Raw genomic sequence first — 19,378 nt, 5'->3', positions numbered from 1 at the left:
CCCATGAAGTAGCGACGGTCCGGTGGACAACCCGGACCTAGAAGGAGCGAAGTGGCTAAGGTCCGGGTATACGAACTCGCCAAGGAGTTCGGCGTTGAGAGCAAGGTCGTCATGGCCAAGCTCCAAGAACTTGGTGAATTCGTCCGTTCGGCGTCCTCGACGATCGAGGCGCCGGTTGTTCGCAAGCTGACCGACGCTTTCCAGGCAGGCAACGGCAACGGCCGTGCCTCTGGCAAGCCCTCGGCGCCGCGCAAGTCTGCGCCCGCCAAGCCGTCCGCGCCCTCTCCGGCGCAGGCGGCCCGTCCTGCTGCTCCGAAGCCGGGTGCCCCCAAGCCGGGCCCCGCGGCTCCGGCCGCCCCCGAGGCGCCGAAGAGCAGCACCCCCTCCTCTCCCGCGGCGCCCGCTCCGGGCCCGCGTCCCACGCCCGGCCCGAAGCCGGCTCCCAAGCCCGCTCCGGCCGCGCCCGCGCAGCCCGAGTTCCAGGCTCCGCCGGCCGCGCCCCAGGCTCCCAAGCCCGGCGGTGCGACCCCCGGCCCGCGTCCGGGCCGTCCCGGCCCCGGCCAGGAGCGTCAGGGCCCCGGTCAGGAGCGTCAGGGCCGCGGCGACCGTGGCCCGCGTCCCGGTGGCGACCGTCAGGGTGCTCCGCGCCCCGGCGGCAACCGCCCCCAGGGCCCGCGTCCGGGCAACAACCCCTTCACCTCCGGCGGCTCCACGGGCATGGCCCGTCCGCAGGCTCCCCGTCCCGGTGGCGCGCCGCGCCCCGGCGGTCAGGGTGGCCCCGGCGGTGCCCCGCGCCCGCAGGGTGCCGGCCAGGGCGGTCCCCGTCCCCAGGCTCCCGGTGGTAACCGTCCGACTCCGGGCGGTATGCCCCGTCCGCAGGGCGGCGGCGCAGGCCAGGGCGGTCCCCGTCCCGGCGGCGGCGCCCGTCCGAACCCGGGCATGATGCCGCAGCGTCCGGCTGCCGGCCCGCGTCCCGGCGGTGGCCCCGGCGGTGGCCGCGGTCCCGGCGGCGGCGGTCGTCCGGGTGGCGGCGGTCGTCCCGGTGGCGGCGGCGGCTTCGCCGGTCGTCCCGGTGGCGGTGGCGGCGGCTTCGCCGGCCGTCCCGGTGGTGGCGGCGGCGCTCCCGGCCGTCCCGGTGGCGGCGGCTTCGGCGGCCGTCCCGGCTTCGGTGGCCGTCCCGGCGGCCCCGGTGGCCGTGGTGGCACGCAGGGCGCCTTCGGCCGTCCCGGCGGTCCCGCGCGTCGCGGTCGCAAGTCGAAGCGGCAGAGGCGTCAGGAGTACGAGGCCATGCAGGCCCCGTCGGTCGGCGGCATCATGCTGCCGCGCGGCAACGGTGCGACGGTTCGCCTGTCGCGCGGTGCCTCGCTGACGGACTTCGCGGAGAAGATCAACGCCAACCCGGCGTCGCTCGTCCAGGTCATGCTGAACCTGGGTGAGATGGTCACCGCGACCCAGTCGGTGTCCGACGAGACGCTGCAGCTCCTCGCCGACGAGATGAACTACGTCGTCGAGATCGTCAGCCCGGAGGAGGAGGACCGCGAGCTTCTCGAGTCCTTCGACATCGAGTTCGGCGAGAACGAGGGCGGCGAGGAAATGCTCGTCTCCCGTCCGCCGGTCGTGACCGTCATGGGTCACGTCGACCACGGTAAGACCCGACTGCTGGACGCGATCCGCAAGACGAACGTCATCGCGGGCGAGGCCGGCGGCATCACGCAGCACATCGGTGCGTACCAGGTCGCGACCGAGGTCAACGACGAAGAGCGTCGCCTCACCTTCATCGACACCCCGGGTCACGAGGCGTTCACCGCCATGCGTGCCCGTGGTGCGAAGTCGACCGACATCGCGATCCTCGTGGTGGCGGCCAACGACGGTGTGATGCCGCAGACGATCGAGGCGCTGAACCACGCCAAGGCGGCCGAGGTGCCGATCGTGGTCGCGGTCAACAAGATCGACGTCGAGGGTGCCGACCCGACCAAGGTGCGCGGCCAGCTCACCGAGTTCGGTCTGGTGGCCGAGGAGTACGGCGGCGACACCATGTTCGTCGACATCTCCGCCAAGCAGGGCGAGAACATCGACAGCCTGCTGGAGGCCGTGGTCCTCACCGCGGACGCCTCGCTCGACCTGCGGGCCAACGCCGAGCAGGACGCGCAGGGTATTGCGATCGAGGCCCACCTCGACCGCGGCCGCGGCGCCGTGGCCACCGTGCTGGTCCAGCGCGGCACCCTGCGGGTCGGCGAGACGATGGTCGTCGGCGACGCGTACGGCCGAGTCCGCGCGATGCTCGACGACAAGGGCAACAACGTCCAGGAAGCGGGTCCCTCGACCCCCGTCCTGGTGCTGGGTCTGACCAACGTGCCGGGCGCCGGCGACAACTTCCTGGTTGTCGACGAGGACCGCACCGCCCGTCAGATCGCCGAGAAGCGCGCGGCGCGCGAGCGCAACGCCGCCTTCGCCAAGCGCACCCGTCGGGTGTCCCTCGAGGACCTGGACAAGGTGCTCAAGGCCGGCGAGGTCCAGCAGCTCAACCTCATCATCAAGGGCGACGCGTCCGGTTCGGTCGAGGCCCTGGAGAGCTCGCTGCTCCAGCTCGACGTGGGCGAGGAGGTCGACATCCGCGTGCTGCACCGCGGCGTGGGTGCGGTCACCGAGTCCGACATCAACCTGGCGTCCGGCTCCGACGCGATCGTCATCGGCTTCAACGTCCGCGCCGAAGGCCGCGCGACGCAGATGGCCGAGCGCGAGGGCGTCGACGTCCGGTACTACTCGGTCATCTACCAGGCGATCGAGGAGATCGAGGCGGCCCTGAAGGGCATGCTGAAGCCGGAGTACGAGGAGGTCGAGCTCGGCACGGCGGAGATCCGCGAGGTCTTCAAGTCGTCCAAGCTGGGCAACATCGCCGGTGTCCTCATCCGGTCCGGCGAGGTCAAGCGCAACACCAAGGCGCGCCTGGTCCGCGACGGCAAGGTCATCGCGGAGAACCTCAACATCGAGGGTCTGCGCCGCTTCAAGGACGACGTCACCGAGATCCGCGAAGGGTTCGAGGGCGGTATCAACCTCGGCAACTTCAACGACATCAAGGTCGACGACGTCATCGCGACGTACGAGATGCGCGAGAAGCCGCGCGGCTGATCTGCATCACTCGACCCGGGGCCGGTCGGCGGAGGAATTTCCGTCGATCGGCCCCGGCCGTTGCGTGTACGGTGCCAGTGACCGCTACACCTCAGGCCCCACGGGTGGCTTACCCGGACTGCATGTACGTAGGGACGCTGTCCTTCGACCTCCTCCTCGGCGACGTACGGTCGCTGAAGGAGAAGCGCTCCGTCGTCCGCCCGATCGTCGCCGAACTGCACCGCAAGTACGCGGTCAGCGTGGCGGAGGTCGGCGAACAGGACCTCTACCGCCGGGTCACGATCGGCCTGGCGGCGGTCTCCGGCGACGCGGGGCACCTCACAGACGTACTGGACCGCTGCGAGCGACTGGTCGCCGCACGTCCCGAAGTGGAGCTGCTGTCGGTACGGCGGCGGTTCCACGGCGACCACGACGAGTGACGCGACGGCCTGCCGGGTGACCGGCAGGCCGTGCGGACCGTCGGCGCCGCAAGCACCATGGTGGAAAGAAACTAGAAGGAGACGACCAGTGGCCGACAATGCGCGGGCGAAGAGGCTGGCGGACCTCATCCGGGAGGTGGTCGCCCAGAAGCTGCAGCGCGGTGTCAAGGACCCGCGGCTCGGCACGCACGTGACCATCACGGACACCCGGGTCACCGGCGACCTGCGGGAGGCGACGGTCTTCTACACGGTCTACGGCGACGACGAGGACCGGGCCAGCGCCGCGGCCGGACTGGAGAGCGCCAAGGGCATCCTGCGCTCCGAGGTCGGGCGTGCCGCGGGCACCAAGTTCACGCCGACCCTGACGTTCGTGGCGGACGCCCTCCCGGAGAACGCCCGGACCATCGAGGACCTGCTGGACAAGGCGCGGGCCTCCGACGCCAAGGTCCGCGAGGTGTCCTCGGGCGCCGACTACGCCGGTGAGGCCGACCCGTACCGCAAGCCGGGCGAGGACGACGACGAGGACAACGCCGCCGAATGAAGCAGAAGGTCACCCCGCCGGACGGTCTTGTCATCGTCGACAAGCCGGCCGGCTTCACCTCGCACGACGTCGTGGCGAAGATGCGCGGCATGGCCCGCACCCGCCGCATCGGGCACGCCGGCACGCTGGACCCGATGGCGACCGGCGTGCTCGTCCTCGGTGTCGAGCGCGCCACGAAGCTGCTCGGCCACCTCGCGCTGACGGAGAAGGAGTACGTCGGCACGGTCCGGCTCGGCCAGACCACCGTCACCGACGACGCCGAGGGCGAAATCACCGAGTCCAAGGGCGCGAAGGACGTGGACCGGGCCGCCATCGAGGCCGGGATCGCGGAGCTGAGCGGCGCCATCATGCAGGTGCCGTCCAAGGTCAGCGCCATCAAGATCGACGGCAAGCGGTCCTACGCGCGGGTGCGCGGCGGCGAAGAGGTGGAGATTCCGGCCCGCCCGGTCACCGTCTCCTCCTTCGTGCTGCACTCCGTCCACGAGACCGAGGCCGAGGACGGCACCCCCGTCACCGACCTGCTGGTCTCCGTGGAGTGCTCCTCCGGTACGTACATCCGCGCGCTCGCCCGTGACCTCGGTGCGGGCCTGGGCGTCGGCGGGCACCTCACGGCGCTGCGCCGCACCCGCGTCGGCCCGTACAAGCTCGACAAGGCGCGCACGCTGGAGCAGCTCCAGGCGGCCGTGGACGAGCCCGAGGGCAGCGGTCTGCCGATCATGCCGATCGGCGAGGCGGCGGCCGCGGCGTTCCCGCGCTGGGACGTCACCGCGCAGCAGGCCAAGCTGCTCGGCAACGGCGCGCGCATCCCGATGCCGCTCTTCGACACGGACGGCGCGGTCGCCGCGTTCGCGCCGGACGGCACGTTCCTCGCGCTGCTGGAGAACAAGGGCGGCAAGGCGAAGAGCCTGGCGGTCTTCGTCTGACGTCCCCGTGATGTGCCGTGTCCGCGTCCCGTGAGCCCGAGGGCTCACGGGACGCAGTCGTCTTCGGGGCGCCCGCGTATTCACCCCATCGGGCGGGCGCTCGGAGCGAACCGCGGGCGTGGACGGGGGCGCGTTGGTCATGCGCCCTGTCCAGGACGATCACCGGCTGCCTACGGTCGAAATGACCCGGTACGCGCGTCGCCCGAGGTGAGTGGCGCGCGGACCCGGATCTTCGGCGACGGCGGGAGGTACGGCGATGGTGGTGCAGGCGGCCGACGCGGCGGAGGCGCTGGTGCGCATCCGCGATCTGGCGGGGCGGCCGCGCGGCACGGGCTTCCTCGCCGACCCCGACGGCACCCTGCTGACCAGCCACGAAGCGGTCGACGGGCTGGCCCGCCTGGTCCTGGAGGGCGCGGCCGGGCGGACCTGCGCGGTCGGCGCGGACGCCGTCACCCCGCTCCCGGAGTCCGGCCTCGCCCTCGTCCGGACCACCGGCCTCGGCCTGCCGCCGCTCCCGGTCGCCGCGGGGCGCCCGGGGCCGGGGACGGAGGTACGGCTGTACGTGGACGGGGACCGGGACGGTGCGCAGGGGGACCGGGCGGGGGTGCTGGCGGAGCGGGCCGGGTCGTCAGGGGAGCGGGCGGGCGTGCCGGTGGCGCGCGTCGTGGGGCGCGCTGCCGTCGTCTACACCGCGACCGACCGCCGCCACCACCTGCCCGACGCGATCGAGCTGGCCGTACCCGGGCCGGCCGGCGAGGCACTGCGGCTGGGCGGCCCGGCCGTCGGCGGGCTGGTGACCGACGCCGGAACGGGGGCGGTACTGGCCGTGGTGGGCACGGCACTGCACTGCGGGCGGCCGGCGGGGAGTACGGGGGTACTGCTGCCGTACGTGCAGGGGGAGGCCGTGCCGCGCGGGTTCGCGATTCCGCTGCACGCCGCGGCGGCGGCCGATCCGCGGGGGCCGCTCGCCGCGCTGCTGGCCCGTAACGCCGCGACCGTTCCCGCGTACGGCCCGGACCTCAACCTGGCCGGTGTGCTGGCCCTCACCACGACCGCCATGGGGACGGCGGGCGGCCCCGGTCCGTGGCGGGAGCCGGTCGAACGGCCCGAGGTGGCGGAGGAGTTCACCGCGTTCGGGGTGTGTGCGTCGGCGGGCGAGCCGGGTGCCGGTGCGGTGGACGCCCCGGGTGCCGGTGCGGTGGGTACTCCGGTGAGCGGCCCGGCGGCGCGGGTCCTCGCCCTCGTCGGCGAGCCCGGCACCGGGCGCAGCACGGAACTGGCCGCGCTCGCCGCCCGCCGCGCGCGGGCCGCCGCGCCCGCGCCCACCCTCCGGCTCCGCGGCGCCGACCTGCGGGCCGCCGACCGGGGGCTGCGGGACGCGGTGGGGCGGGCGCTGCGGTCGGCGGGCCGGGTGCTCAGCGCCTCGGGGCCGGCCCCGGGCGACCCCGCGGCCGCCACGCCCGACGAGGTGGCCGGGCTCGCGCGGGCGGCCGGGCGCCCCCTCCTGGTCCTGCTCGACGGCCCCGAGGAGCTGCCGCCGGACCTCGCGGAGCGGCTCGCCGACTGGACCCGCGACACCGCGGAATGGCTGCACGGTGCCGGTGCCCGGCTGATCGTCGCCTGCCGCCCCGAGTACTGGGAGACCGCCGGGGCCCTCTTCCCCGCCGCCTTCCTGCACCGGCCGCGCCACCCGGCGGTGACCCCGCCCGGCGCACCGGCCGGCACGCTGCCGCCCTGCGTACGCCTCGGTGACCTGGCGCCGCGCGAGGCGGCCCGGGCGCGTGCCCGGTACGGCCTGCCGGCCGGCGCGCTGACCACCGCGGACGCCGGCCACCCGCTGGCCCTGCGGCTGCTGACCGAGGTACGGACGTCCCTGGTCGCCGCGGGCGAGGACGCGCGCGGAATGGGCACGCCCCACCGGCACGAGATCTTCGGCGGCTACCTGGACCTGCTGTGCCTGCGCGTCGCGCAACGGCTGGCGGAGCCGGCCCGGGCGTCAGGGGCCGGGCGGGCGCCCGGGGCGCGCGGCGCGGACGTGCGCCGGTCGGCCGCGCGGGTCGCCGGCCGCGCCCACGAGGCGGCCCGCCGCTGCCTCGGCCCCGGCCGCGGCGAACTGGACCGCGCGTCGTTCGACGAGCTGTTCCCATGGCGTACGGGCTGGGCGTCCGCGGTACTCGCCGAAGGGCTGCTGGTGCCGGCCGGCGCCGGCTACCGCTTCCCGCACGAAGAGTTCGCCGACTGGCTGCAGGGCACGCACCTCGACGTGGACGAGACGCTGGACGCGCTGGTGCACGGGCCGGCCCGGGGCGGCACCGGCCGGCCGCCCGTCGCCGCCGCTCCGCCCGCCGTACCGCGGCACCGCATCGGCCCCGTGGTCCAGGCCCTGCTGCTCCTCGGCCGCCGCGCCGGCCCCGAAGCGCTGGGCCGCAGGCTGGAGGGGCTGGCGGAGGTGGTCACGGCGCCGGCCGGGAAGCGCGGCGAGCGGACGGGACCCGGCGGGGGAGCGGCCGATGCCTCGGCGCGGGACGCCCGGTGGTGGGCCGAGCACCTGCTCGGCGAGGTCCTGCTGCGGCTGCCCGACGCCGCACCGTACGCCCGTGTACTGCATCTCCTCGCGGCCCGGGTGACGGACCGTTCGGCGCTGGCGGGCGGCTTCGACCGTACGGGCCTCGACGCGTTCGGCCCGTGGTTCTGGCGGCGGCTGCCGCTGGACCCGCCGACCCGCCTCGACCTCGTCCGCCGCCTGCTGCCGGCCGACGGCCCGCCGCCGGAGAACGCGGCGGCGGACGCGGTCGGGACGGCGTACGAAGGCGGGACGGCCTCCGCCGAGTGCGCCGCCGCCCCGGGCCCCCGCTTCCTCGGGCTCGCGGCGGCGCTGCTGTGTGCCGATCCCCGGCGGGTACAGCCGCTGCTGTGCCGCTGGTTCGACGACGAGCGTCCGTTGCAGCGCGGCCGGAGTGCCGTACGGCCCGGTGGCGAGGCCGGGCCGCCCCAGGAACCCACCGTCGCGGCGGCCGCCCAGGCCCTGCTGCACACCCACCGCCGGCGCGCCACCGACGGCCTCACCGAGGCGCTCGCCGCCGCCGCGCACCCCCGCGCCGACGAGCTCCTCACCGCGCTCGCCGAGGACGAGCCCGCCGCGCTCTGCCGCGCCGTGGACCGCTGGGCGCGCGACGACCGGCCCGCGCGCCGGGCGGCCGCCGCCGCGTACGCGCTGGTCGTCGCCGCACACGCCGCCACCGACGCGGACCGCGAACTGCTGCGGCAGGCCGCCCGTACCCTCCTCGACCGGCCGGGCGACGCGGGCGTCCACGGAGCCGCGCTGGCCCTGCTCGTCGGCGACCGGGCCACCCGTTCCCGGTACCTGGACCGGGCGCTGGCGGGCTTCATGGCGGGCGACCCCGCGCTGCCGCCCGCCGCGTTCACCGCCGCGCTCACCAGCCACCCGGAGCCCGTACTCGCCGCCTTCCAGACCCGGCTGCGCAGGACGCCCGCGCGCGCCGGAAAATCCATGGCCACGGGTGGCGGGGCGCCCGAGGGCGCTCTCGGTGGCGAGCCCAGTGACGCCGAGGACGGCCGCGGCGAGCCCGCCGGCGCCGAAGCCGTGCTCCGTACGCTCGCCGGCGTCTCGACCCCCGCGCTCGCCCGGCGCGCCGCCGCCCTCGTGGACGAGTACGCCATCCGTTTCCCCTGGACGGCCGCCCGCCACGTCGCGGACTTCGTCGACCACCGTCTGGAGGCCGGGCCCGGCGCCCGCTCCGTGCTCCACCCGCTCGCCGTCCGGCTGCTGACCGCGCACGCCGCGCCGGTGCGGTGCGCGCTCGTGCCCGTACTGGCCGGGACCGGCAGCACCGCCTCCCGCCCGCTCCGCCAGGAACTCCTGGACGTCCTGCTGGAGCGCGAGCGCAAGCCTGCCGCGCCCGACGCCACCGTGCTGGACGCGCTGCTGTGCGCGGCCGCGCAGGGCGCAGCGCGCCGCCCCGAGGCGCAGACCCGGGATCTCGTGCACCGCACCGGCCTGTTGCACGTCCGGACCCTCGAAGGCGCGGCCCGCTTCGACCGCCGGCTGGTCGAGCTCGGCCGTCTGCTGCCGGACTTCGCCGCGATGGTACGGACATGGCTGGCCGCGGCCCCCGCGGAATGGGCCGCGATCGTCGGCCCCAGCGCCCGCGCCATGCTCGGCCCCCGCCCCCCGGCCGCGCCCCCCGCCAACCTCCCCGCCCCCAGCCGCCCCATGGCGCACGGCGCCGTCCGCACGCCCTCCCAGGGCGCCCCGCACCCGGCCTGACCCGTGTCGGCATCCCGCCACGCACCCGGCCCCGCCTGCGCTCATCGGCCGCTCCCCGCGCGGGCGACCGAGGTGAGCCCACCCTTCGCGCGAACCACACCGTCCGGCATGGCAGTCTTAGACCTGCGCAATGCCGTATCGGTGTAGTGAACAGACAAGAGTTCGGGCAAGGAGCGGGCACAGTGCAGCGCTGGCGTGGCTTGGAGGACATCCCCGAGGGCTGGGGGCGCAGCGTCGTCACCATCGGCTCCTACGACGGCGTACACCGCGGACATCAGCTGATCCTCGGCAAGGCCGTGGCGCGCGCCCGCGAGCTGGGCGTACCGGCCGTGGCGGTCACCTTCGACCCGCACCCCAGCGAGGTCGTCCGGCCCGGCACGCACCCGCCGCTGCTCGCGCCGCACCACCGGCGGGCCGAGCTGATGGCCGAACTGGGCGTGGACGCCGTGCTGATCCTCCCCTTCACCAAGGAGTTCTCGAAGCTGGCACCCGCCGACTTCGTCGTGAAGGTACTGGTGGACAAGTTGCACGCCCGGCTCGTCGTGGAAGGCCCCAACTTCCGCTTCGGGCACAAGGCGGCGGGCAACGTCGAGACGCTGGCCGAGCTCGGCCGGACGTACGACTACGACGTCGAGGTCGTCGACCTCTTCGAGCGCGGCGAGGCGGGCGACGGCGAGCCGTTCTCCTCCACGCTCACCCGCCGCCTGGTCGCGGCCGGTGACATGGCCGGCGCCGCCGAGGTGCTCGGCCGTCCGCACCGTGTCGAGGGCGTCGTCGTACGCGGCGCCCAGCGCGGCCGCGAACTGGGCTTCCCCACCGCCAACGTGGAGACGCTGCCGCACACCGCCATCCCCGCCGACGGCGTGTACGCGGGCCATCTGCACGTCGAGGGCGAGGCGATGCCCGCCGCGATCTCGGTCGGCACGAACCCGCAGTTCGACGGCAAGGTCCGCACCGTCGAGGCGTACGCCATCGACCGCGTCGGGCTCGATCTGTACGGCCTGCACGTCGCCGTCGACTTCGTCGCGTACATCCGCGGCCAGGAGAAGTTCGACACCCTGGACGCGCTGATGGAGCGGATGGCCATCGATGTGAAGCAGGCCCGCGCGCTGCTGAACAAGTGAACTGAACGAGTGAACCCCCTTGCAGAGCAAGGGGGTTCACTCATGTACGCACTACTGCGCCGCTCCTACTGCTGCTGCGGGGGCTGCTGCCACCCCGGCTGCGGGCCGGGCTGCCCCGGCTGAGCGGGCTGTTGCGGGTAGCCGTAGCCGTACTGACCGCCGGGCTGCGGCTGTTGCTGCTGCGGGTACCCCTGCGGCGGCTGTCCCTGCGGGGGCTGTCCCTGCGGAGGCTGCTGCTGCCAGCCGGGCTGCCAGCCGGGCTGCGGGCCGGGCTGGCCGGGGTACTGGCCCGGCTGTCCGGGCTGCCCCGGCTGACCGGGGTACTGGCCGGGCTGCGGCTGGCCCGGAACCTGCTGGCCCGGAACCTGCTGTCCGGGCGCCTGCTGGTAACCGCCCGGCATCGGCGGCGCGGCGTTCGGCGGCTGGTGGCCGGCGTTCTCCTGCTGCGTCCACAGCCCCTGCGCCGACTGCGCCCGCGCGAAGTCCTCCGCGACCATCGCCGAGAGGTTGAAGTACGCCTCGCGCGTCTTCGGCCGCATCATGTCGAGGTCGACCTCGGCGCCCGCCGACAGGTGCTCGTCGAACGGCACGACGACCACGCCGCGGCAGCGCGTCTCGAAGTGCGACACGATGTCCTCGACCTTGATCATCTTGCCGGTCTCGCGCACCCCGGAGATGACCGTGATGCTGCGCGAGACGAGATCGGCGTAGCCGTGCGCCGAGAGCCAGTCCAGCGTCGTACTGGCGCTGCTCGCACCGTCCACCGACGGCGTGGAGATGATGATGAGCTGGTCCGCGAGGTCCAGCACGCCGCGCATGGCGCTGTACAGCAGGCCCGTACCGGAGTCCGTCAGGATGATCGGGTACTGCTGGCCCAGGATGTCGATGACGCGGCGGTAGTCCTCGTCGTTGAACGTCGTCGAGACGGCCGGGTCGACGTCGTTGGCGAGGATCTCCAGACCGGACGGCGCCTGCGAGGTGAACCGCCGGATGTCCATGTAGTTGTTGAGGTACGGAATCGCGGTCACCAGGTCGCGAATGGTCGCACCGGTCTCCCGGCGCACGCGGCGCCCGAGGGTGCCGGCGTCCGGGTTCGCGTCGATCGCGATGACCTTGTCCTGCCGCTCCGTCGCCAGCGTCGCGCCGAGCGCGGTGGTCGTCGTGGTCTTGCCCACGCCGCCCTTGAGGCTGATCACCGCGATGCGGTAGCAGGAGAGCACCGGCGTACGGATCAGCTCCAGCTTGCGCGCCCGCTCGGCCTCCTCCTTCTTGCCACCGATCTTGAAGCGCGAGTTGCCCTGCTGGTTGCTCCGTGCCTTCTGCTTGCCCTTGATCAGCCGTTCCGAGGACAGCTCGACGGCAGCGGTGTACCCGAGGGGCGCACCGGCCGGGCCCTGCTGCGGCTGCCCGGGCTGCCCGGCGGCCTGCCCGGACCAGGCACCGGCCCCGGGGTCGGCGTTCTGCGCGCCGGGGTAGCCCTGGGGGCCGGGCTGCTGGGGCTGTTGGGGCTGTTGGGCGTGCGGCTGAGGCTGCTGGGGCTGAGCCTGCTGGCCGTGCGGCGGCTGGCCGGGGGCACCGGGGTGTCCGCCGGGCTGGCCGTAGGGGTGGGGCTGGGCGCCGGGGTGGCCCTGCTGGGCGTTCGGCTGACCCGGCTGGCCGGGCCCTGCGGGCTGCTGCTGCGGGTAGCCGTAGCCGGACTGCTGCGGATATCCGTAACCGGGCTGGGGCCCGGGCGCGCCGGGTACGGGGCCGGGCTGCGCACCCGGCTGCCCCTGCGGCGTGGGCTGCGGCTGACCGGGCTGGCCGGGCTGTCCCTGCACGGGCTGTCCCTGTACAGGCTGCGGGCCGGGCTGACCCGGCTGCGCGGCCTGACCGGGCACCCCGGGCGCACCCTGCGCACCCGCGGCCGGCGGCCATCCCTGACCGGCCTGCGGCGAGGGGGCCGGCGCACTCGGCGGCACGGGCTGCCCGGTGGCGGGCGTGGGCTGTCCCTCGGGCTGCGCCTCCGGCTGAGCACCGGGCGCGGCCTGTACGGGGGGCTGACCGGGTGTCTGCCCGGAGGCCTGCGCGGCCTGTCCGGGGACGGCCTGCCCGGGCAGCGGCTGCTGCGGAGCCGCCTGCTGCGGGGGCACCTGCGCCGGAGCCGCCTGGGCCGGCGCCGGGTAGCCGTAGCCACCCTGCTGCGCGCCCTGATTCGGTACGGACGGTGTCCCGCTGCTCGGTACGGACGGTGTCCCGCTGCTCGGCGCGGACGGTGCCCCGCCGCCCGGCGTGGGCTGTGCCCCGCCCTGCTGCCCCGGCGCAGCACTCGCTGCCGGCGGCAAGCTGTAATCGCCCTGGGATGCGGCAGGCGTCTCGGTCGGCCCCTGCCCGGCCGGGGACCACGCACCGGACTGCGGTACGCCGGGGCCCGCGGGAGCGTTCTGCCCCTGCGGCTCGGCGGGCCGGAACTCCGGCGGCAGCGGCGGCAGCGAAGGCGCGGGTGCCTGCGGCGGGGCGGGCGCCCACGCGCCGGCGGCCGACTGGCCGTGCGGAGGCGTCATGGGCGCGGCGTCCTCACTCAACGGCTCGGGCTGCTCGACCACCGGCTCCGCGGCGCCCGGCGCGCCCTGGTCACCGCTGAGACCGGCACCACTGCTCGAACCGGCTCCAGCGGCATCCCGGTCAGCGTTCTGCCCGCCCTCGGCCGCGCCTGCGGCCCCGGACTCGTTCGCCACGCTCTGCCCGGGACCCTCCGAAGCCGCCGCACCGGCAGCCTCACCGGTCTTGTCCGCCGTGTCCGCCCGTTCCTGGATCTCGGCGCGCAGCGCGGCGGACGAGAAACGCATGCCCGACCCGTCGGCCGGATCCCCGCCCGGGCTCGCCGGACCCTCGGCCCCGCCACCGGTCGAAGCCGGGCCTCCGGCACCCGCCCCGGCGCTCGGCGCCGCAGACGGCGTCGCCGCCGGAGGGAACAGCGGCTCACCCAACGGCGGCGGAGGCGGCGGCAAAGTACCACTCACACCGGCCCCGGCCCCGGCCCCTGCACCTGTACCGGTCCCGGCACCCGCCCCCGAATCCGCGTTCTGCGTGTACCAAGCAGGCGGGGTGTAGTCGATGGTGAACTCACCCGTCATTTCGGGATCCGCGTCGGACTGATCCTCGCCGGGGGTGATGCCGCCCGTGCGGATCTCGTCCCGATCGCTGCTCACTACGCCTCCTGCTGTGGTCTGGTACCTCTGAATCCCGCGACGCGACACCGTTCACGCGCATCGCTGACACACGTACGCCTAATCGCCGGATCCCCCTGACACGCCGGGCGTTCCCGTGGGTTCCCCTGTCGCTTGGACCCAAGCCTAAACGCCATCGCCGACAGCCCGGCAGGCCCGCCTTCGCCCGATACCTGTCTGTTGCCTCAGGCTACGCACGTCTCCCACGCGGCGTAGCCGCGAAGCTGAACAATGAGACACGGCCGCCCGAACTGCCCCTGATCGCCCCGCCCGTCCCAATCGCCCGGCCAACCCCATCACTCCGGCCGCCGCCCCTCGCAGACACCGACCGGATCGCCGCGACTGACCGGATCGCCGCGACCGACCGCCGCCACGACCGGCCCGACCGATCCGACCGGCCCGTCAAGCGCGGCCGGCCCCTCAAGCGCGGCCGACCCGCCAAGGGCGACGGGCGGCCCGCCTCAGTCCATCCGATCAGTCCATCCGACGGGGATTCCCCAGCAGCCCTGTCTCCGCTTCCGTCGGCTGGGTCATGACGTACTGCCGCGCCTGATTGTCACCGCACCAGAGCGTGACTCCGTCGCCGAGCGACGGCAGCGCGGCGACATCGGTCTGCGAGAGCCCCAGAATGCGTGCGGCGTGCGCGGCCTCATCGGGAGATATCCGCTGCAGGCCGACGAGTCCGGCGGCGTTCATCAGCCGCGGGGCCACCGGGCTCATGTACGGCAGCAGCGTCAGCACCGACTGCCAGGGCGCCGAGGAGACCCGCCCGCGCGGCGGCCGCATCCCGCAGTCACGCACGACCAGTACAGGGCTGCCGACGGTCGCACCCATCGGCGGCACCCGCCCGACATCGTGCAGCGTCATGCACTCCTGACCCGCGCCCGCCGCATGCGCCAGGTTCGTCCACAGCTGGGGCCGGCCCGTCTCGACGGCCACCCGCGCTCCCGTACCGGCCGCCCGCAGCGCCAGCGCCTGGGCCGTCCACAGTCCGCCGATCAGCAGCACGTCGAACGGCGCGGGGTGGTAGAGCCCCAGCACCGCCGGGCGGTTCTCCGCGTCGTGGCCCACCGTCAGGCCGTCGTCGCCGAGCGGCAGCGTCAGTGCCCCGAGGTCGCCGACCGGCACCACATGCCGTTCCCGGCGAGGTCCGTACAGGCCCCGCAGGGCCGAAGTCGCCGAAGCCATCAGCGGGCACCTCCCAGCGGCAGCGACGCCACCGCACCGGGCAACTGCTCCCGGTCCAGCCGTACGAGGCCCAGCTTCATCTCGCGCGCCGCCGCCTCCAGCCGCTGCCGCGCCCGCGAGAGCTCGGCGTCCGAACGCCCGGTCAGCCGTACGTGCCCGCTCACCCCGGCAGCGCCGTTCCGGTCGCCGGCCGTCACCGTCAGGCTGAACGTCGAGGCCAGCGCCGGTACGGACGTCAGTACCGACACCAGGCGCGGCAACGGCGTCGCCGAGCGCCCCAACTCCGGCCAGCGCCCGACCCCGTACGTCGTGTGCAGTCGGTCGTCGCACTTCCACACCCGGGAGGTCTCCTGCGTGCGGCGGGCCGGAGCGGCGTCGGGCAGACCGGCCCGCGCGGTCGCGACCGGATTGGCGCAGGCGGAGGTCGCCAGGGCCGCTATCAATTCCTGCTCGTCCAGGACCGTGGCCAGGAAGCCGGCCCCCGTGAGGCGGCTCGCCAGGTGGTCGGTCGCGCGCGTCAGACAGCGCTGCGCTCCCGTCAGACCGCCACCGCGCGCCTCGACCGCCTCCCGGCACAGCTCGGGATCGAACTTCAGCGCCACCCACATCAGCCGCAGCGCCGGTGCCCCCGTCTGCTGCTGCAGAGGCGCGTAACTCTGCCGTGCCACCGCATGCTCCGGCAGGTGCGGCGCGGGGGCCGGCTGCACGTGCTGGACCACCTGGACGGACTCCAGCTTGATCCCGTCCACGTCCAGCGCGTCGTGCAGCAGCGCGAGCGGCAGCGCCCGCGCCCCGCCCGGGGGCCGCAGCGCACTGCCCTTGGCCTCGACCCGCACGAGGGCCGTCAGGAACGTCCCGTCCCCGACCATCCCGACCGTCCGCCGGTCCCGGTCCAGATACCCGTACGTGCGCAGCCCGGGCACCGCCTCGGCGGCCGGCGCGAGACTCGGATCCACCCGCTGGTCGAGCGGCCGCGCGGCACTCATCCGGGCCCGCAGCGCCAGCACGGTGGACAGCCAGTCCCGCACCGACAACCGCCGCCGACGCAACACGGCGAGCAGCACGAGCCCCACACCCACCACGATCGCGGGCACGAGCAACAACATGCTCACGGCGGCGGCAGCCAGCACCACGGCCAACGCGAGCTCGATCAGCACCAATTGCTGGAGCTGGAGCGGGCCCATCCGGTTCGTCCGGTGCTTGATGCGCAACGTCGTCGAGGAGGGGGCCGCAGGGCGCGCGCCGGAGGCGGTGGGGCGGCCCGTGCCCGTGGCCGGCCGGCCCCCGCCGCTTCTCGCGTCCCGGCGTCCACGATGTCCGTGCCGATCCTCGGAGGAACGAACCCGAGTTGCAGTTCCCATCCCCCGCAAGCCCCCTACTGTCCGCGTTCGTCCCTTTCAACAAAGGGCCATGAATAGGGCGACCACACTACTACTTGAACGGCACTGCAAGGCCATCTCGTCAATCCGTCATCCCCGCCCCAGCGGTGCGAGTTGCCGGTGAGCGTGCTGAGGGATCGGGTGCTTTGAGCGTCAACTCGGGGCGCCAGGAAGGGGCCCGAGAGGCGGGAGTGCCCTGTGATTCGGCATAGTGGAACCCCCTCGGTGTCGCGCGTCGCATCGAATACGGGAAAAACGGGGCAGTAAGGCGCAGTGGGGAGAATCAGTCGGAAATGGCATCACGGCGGGACGAGCTCAACGCCTATACCTTCGCGAAAAGGCGGCTGGTCGCGTCGTTTCTGCAACCGTCACCGAGCGGTACGGAAGAAGGAGCGCCGCGCCCGCTGCGGGGCGTTCTCCCCGGTGTGATCGCGGCCGCGGTACTCGTCGCCGCCTTCGGCGCCTGGGGCATGTTCAAGCCCACGGCACCGCCGGGCTGGGCCACTCCCGGTGAGAAGGTCATCATCGGCAGCGAATCCACTACCCGCTACGTCGTCCTGGAGACCAAGAAGCACCGGCAGCTCCACCCTGTGCTCAACCTCGCCTCCGCCAAACTCCTCCTCACGACGGACGACTTCCAGGTCGTCAACGTCGACGAGAAGATCCTCGACAACGGCAAGATCCCGCACGGCCCGACGCTGGGCATTCCGTACGCGCCCGACCGGCTGCCCACGGCGGACGAGGCGAAGAAGCCCAAGCGCTGGGCGGTGTGCGAACAGCAGGGCCAGGGCGGCCGCAACGTGCAGAAGGCCGCCTTCGTGTTCGACGACCGGGAAGCCGGCCGGATGGACGGCGCGCAGCGCCTGCACCGCGGTGACGTCATGTACGTACGGGGGCAGGGCGGCACGCTGTACCTGGTGGATCACCAGGGGCACAAGTACGAGCTGGCGAACAACGAGAAGCTGCTCCGGCCGCTCATGGGACCGGAGAACCCGCAGCGGGTCAGCAACGACTGGCTGGACACCCTGAAGCCCGGCGATCCCATCGACTTCCAGTCCGTGGGCACCGGCGTCGGCACCACCGCCGACATTCCCGGTGACACGCTCCCGGACAACGTCAACAAGGTCGGCATGGTGCTGCAGGCGCCCTCGGGCGGCAGCATGCAGAGCTACGTCGTCCTGAAGGACCGCATCGCGCCGATCACGGACTTCATGGCGCACCTGCTGCTCGCCAGCCCCGACCTGGACTCGCTCCACCAGGCGGGCGAGCCCGTGCGGGTCGGCAGCCAGTCCTTCACCCCGGGCGCCGAGTTCCGGCCCGGGCTCCGCTGGCCGACCACGAAGGCCACCCGGGTCAACTACCCGGCGGGCACGAAGGACGGCCGTGACACGGTCTGCAGCGTGCTGCGCGGCGTCGACTCCGACAACGCCGACACCACGCTCAGCACCTGGGCGGGCACCGACTACCCGCAGCGGATCGCCGACGATACGACGAGCGCTTACGTGACGCCCGGTTCCGGACTGCTCTTCCGGCAGGTGCAGGGCTCGCAGACCAGCACCGGCCCGGTCTTCCTGGCCACCGACTCCGGTCTGCGGTACGGCGTGCAGAGCAACACCGACAGCGACAGTGCCGCTTCGGAGATCGGCACGGACGGCAAGAAGAAGTCGAAGAAGGAGCAGCAGCAGGAGGCGCAGGAAGCGCAGAAGCGGCTCGGGTACGGCGGCATCAAGCCGGTACCGGTCCCTCTGACGTGGTCGAAGTTCCTGCCGACGGGCCCGCGCCTGGACACCAACAGCGCCAAGCAGCCGCAGGGTTCGTAGGCCGGAGAGGCGGAGGAGACCCAACCCATGGCCGTAACGGACCTGACCAAGCGCTGCCTGACCGTACTGGCGGCGACGGCGCTGACCGCTGCCGGCACGACCGCCGTCGGCACGCCATTGGCGAGCGCCGCGGACACCACCCAGTGCACCTTCCCCTCCAAGCTGCCGATCAAGAGCCTTCCCTGGTCGCTCCGGCGCGTCCAGCTCGAGCAGCTGTGGCAGGACACCAAGGGCAAGGGGCAGCGGGTCGCCGTCATCGACACCGGCGTCGACAACACCAATGAGCAACTGAAGGGTGCGGTGGACGCGGCGAGCGGCAGCAACCTCATCCCCGCCAAGCCCAACAAGGACCAGTACGGGGAGGCGACACCGCGCGGCAAGGCGGACGGCACCTCTGACTACGTCGGCCACGGCACAAAGGTCGCGGGCATCATCGCCGCACGCCCCACCGAGGGCAACGCGTTCGTCGGCATCGCCCCGGAAGCGACGATCATCCCGATCAAGCAGAACGACGACAAGGGCAGTGGCACTGCCAGGACGCTCGCCCTGGCCATCAACCACGCCGTGGCCGAGAAGGCCACCGTCATCAACATCTCGCAGGACACCGAGAAGGCACTGCAGGCCGACAACGTCCTGGAGCGAGCCGTCCGGAACGCCTTGGACCACGACGTGGTGGTCGTCGCCTCGGCGGGCAACGACGGCCTCGGCGGCAACGTCAAGGAGACCTACCCCGCCGCCTACCCCGGGGTCCTTGCGGTGGCCGCCTCCGACCGCAACAACGAACGCGCGGTCTTCTCCCAGTCGGGTGACTTCGTGGACGTCGCCGCACCCGGTGTCGACATGGTTTCCACGGTGCCCAAGGGCGGCCTGTGCGTCGACAACGGCACGAGCTTCTCCGCCCCGTACGTGGCCGGCGTGGCCGCTCTCATCCGGGCCGAGCACCCCGACTGGCCCCAGCGCCGTGTGGTCACCCAGATCGAGCAGACCGCGGAGCGCTCCATCCCCGGACGTGACACCCACATCGGCTGGGGCGTCGTGGACCCGGTCCGGGCCGTCAACGAGGAAGGCGGCCCGACCGACCACCCCGTCGCCCAAGGCGGGGTCAGCAAGGGAGCGGTTCCCGATGTCCCGGATCTGCCAATCGGTGAGTCCGCCCAGCAGCGCGACGAACGTCTGGGTACCTACGCGGTCGCCGGTGGCGGCCTGTTGGTGGCGGTCATCGCCGGCGCCTCGCTCGTCTACCGCGACTGGAGACGCAAGCGTACGGCCGGGTGATCACGAAGTCGTGACATAGCCGGTTCATGACGCGACAGGTGATGTCAGTGGGAGATGAGATGCTGTTCATCAGTGGGGAACTG

General features: G+C 73.7%; 11 protein-coding genes and 1 pseudogene. 8 read left to right on the top strand and 4 right to left on the bottom strand.

The annotated features are described in order from the left end of the window. Positions 1-51 precede the first annotated feature (51 nt). From infB to IF04_RS0132840, 6 genes are all read left to right on the top strand, one after another. On the top strand, positions 52-3,129 hold the full coding sequence (gene infB / locus IF04_RS37925) for a translation initiation factor IF-2 (RefSeq protein WP_078601108.1): 3,078 nt from the start codon (positions 52-54) through the stop codon (positions 3,127-3,129). Between the two features lie 122 nt (positions 3,130-3,251). Further along, positions 3,252-3,548: a DUF503 domain-containing protein gene (locus IF04_RS0132860; RefSeq protein WP_030266404.1), complete on the top strand. Its 297-nt coding sequence runs from the start codon at positions 3,252-3,254 to the stop codon at positions 3,546-3,548. 88 nt (positions 3,549-3,636) lie between these two features. Beyond that, on the top strand, positions 3,637-4,089 hold the full coding sequence (gene rbfA, locus IF04_RS0132855; protein ID WP_030266400.1) for a 30S ribosome-binding factor RbfA: 453 nt from the start codon (positions 3,637-3,639) through the stop codon (positions 4,087-4,089). Beyond that, positions 4,086-5,012: a tRNA pseudouridine(55) synthase TruB gene (truB, locus tag IF04_RS0132850; protein WP_030266397.1), complete on the top strand. Its 927-nt coding sequence runs from the start codon at positions 4,086-4,088 to the stop codon at positions 5,010-5,012. The genes rbfA and truB overlap by 4 nt, the downstream gene beginning before the upstream one ends. Before the next feature lie 256 nt (positions 5,013-5,268). Next, a complete protein-coding gene (locus IF04_RS0132845) occupies positions 5,269-9,300 on the top strand; it encodes a serine protease (protein ID WP_211259894.1) in 4,032 nt (1,343 codons plus the stop codon). Positions 9,301-9,482: 182 nt separating this feature from the next. After that, the gene (locus IF04_RS0132840) at positions 9,483-10,424 is read left to right on the top strand and encodes a bifunctional riboflavin kinase/FAD synthetase (RefSeq protein WP_030266390.1); all 942 of its coding nucleotides are present in this window, start codon (positions 9,483-9,485) and stop codon (positions 10,422-10,424) included. Positions 10,425-10,489: 65 nt separating this feature from the next. Here IF04_RS0132840 and IF04_RS0132835 read toward each other — a convergent pair whose 3' ends face one another. The 4 genes and pseudogenes from IF04_RS0132835 to eccE all read right to left on the bottom strand — a co-directional run bounded on the left by IF04_RS0132835 (position 10,490) and on the right by eccE (position 16,182). Beyond that, a complete protein-coding gene (locus tag IF04_RS0132835) occupies positions 10,490-13,252 on the bottom strand; it encodes a MinD/ParA family ATP-binding protein (RefSeq protein ID WP_051831782.1) in 2,763 nt (920 codons plus the stop codon). Between the two features lie 240 nt (positions 13,253-13,492). Continuing rightward, positions 13,493-13,615: pseudogene (locus IF04_RS40460) on the bottom strand (SCO5717 family growth-regulating ATPase); the annotation flags it as partial. Between the two features lie 492 nt (positions 13,616-14,107). After that, positions 14,108-14,821 (bottom strand): hypothetical protein, encoded by a 714-nt coding sequence (locus IF04_RS0132830; RefSeq protein ID WP_030266382.1) that lies wholly within the window; start codon positions 14,819-14,821, stop codon positions 14,108-14,110. Beyond that, positions 14,821-16,182 (bottom strand): type VII secretion protein EccE, encoded by a 1,362-nt coding sequence (gene eccE / locus IF04_RS0132825; RefSeq protein WP_078601106.1) that lies wholly within the window; start codon positions 16,180-16,182, stop codon positions 14,821-14,823. Before eccE ends, IF04_RS0132830 begins: the two co-directional genes overlap by 1 nt. Before the next feature lie 311 nt (positions 16,183-16,493). On the opposite strand from eccE, the gene eccB reads away from it, so the two are divergent. Further along, on the top strand, positions 16,494-18,020 hold the full coding sequence (eccB, locus tag IF04_RS0132820; protein ID WP_030266375.1) for a type VII secretion protein EccB: 1,527 nt from the start codon (positions 16,494-16,496) through the stop codon (positions 18,018-18,020). Positions 18,021-18,047: 27 nt separating this feature from the next. After that, on the top strand, positions 18,048-19,295 hold the full coding sequence (mycP, locus tag IF04_RS0132815) for a type VII secretion-associated serine protease mycosin (RefSeq protein ID WP_030266371.1): 1,248 nt from the start codon (positions 18,048-18,050) through the stop codon (positions 19,293-19,295). Positions 19,296-19,378 lie beyond the last annotated feature (83 nt).

It is taken from the genome of Streptomyces violens (assembly GCF_000717745.1).
Lineage (GTDB): Bacteria > Actinomycetota > Actinomycetes > Streptomycetales > Streptomycetaceae > Streptomyces > Streptomyces violens.
The sequence above is the reverse complement of the archived record's forward strand: the minus strand, read 5'-3'. Positions and strand labels throughout refer to the sequence as shown.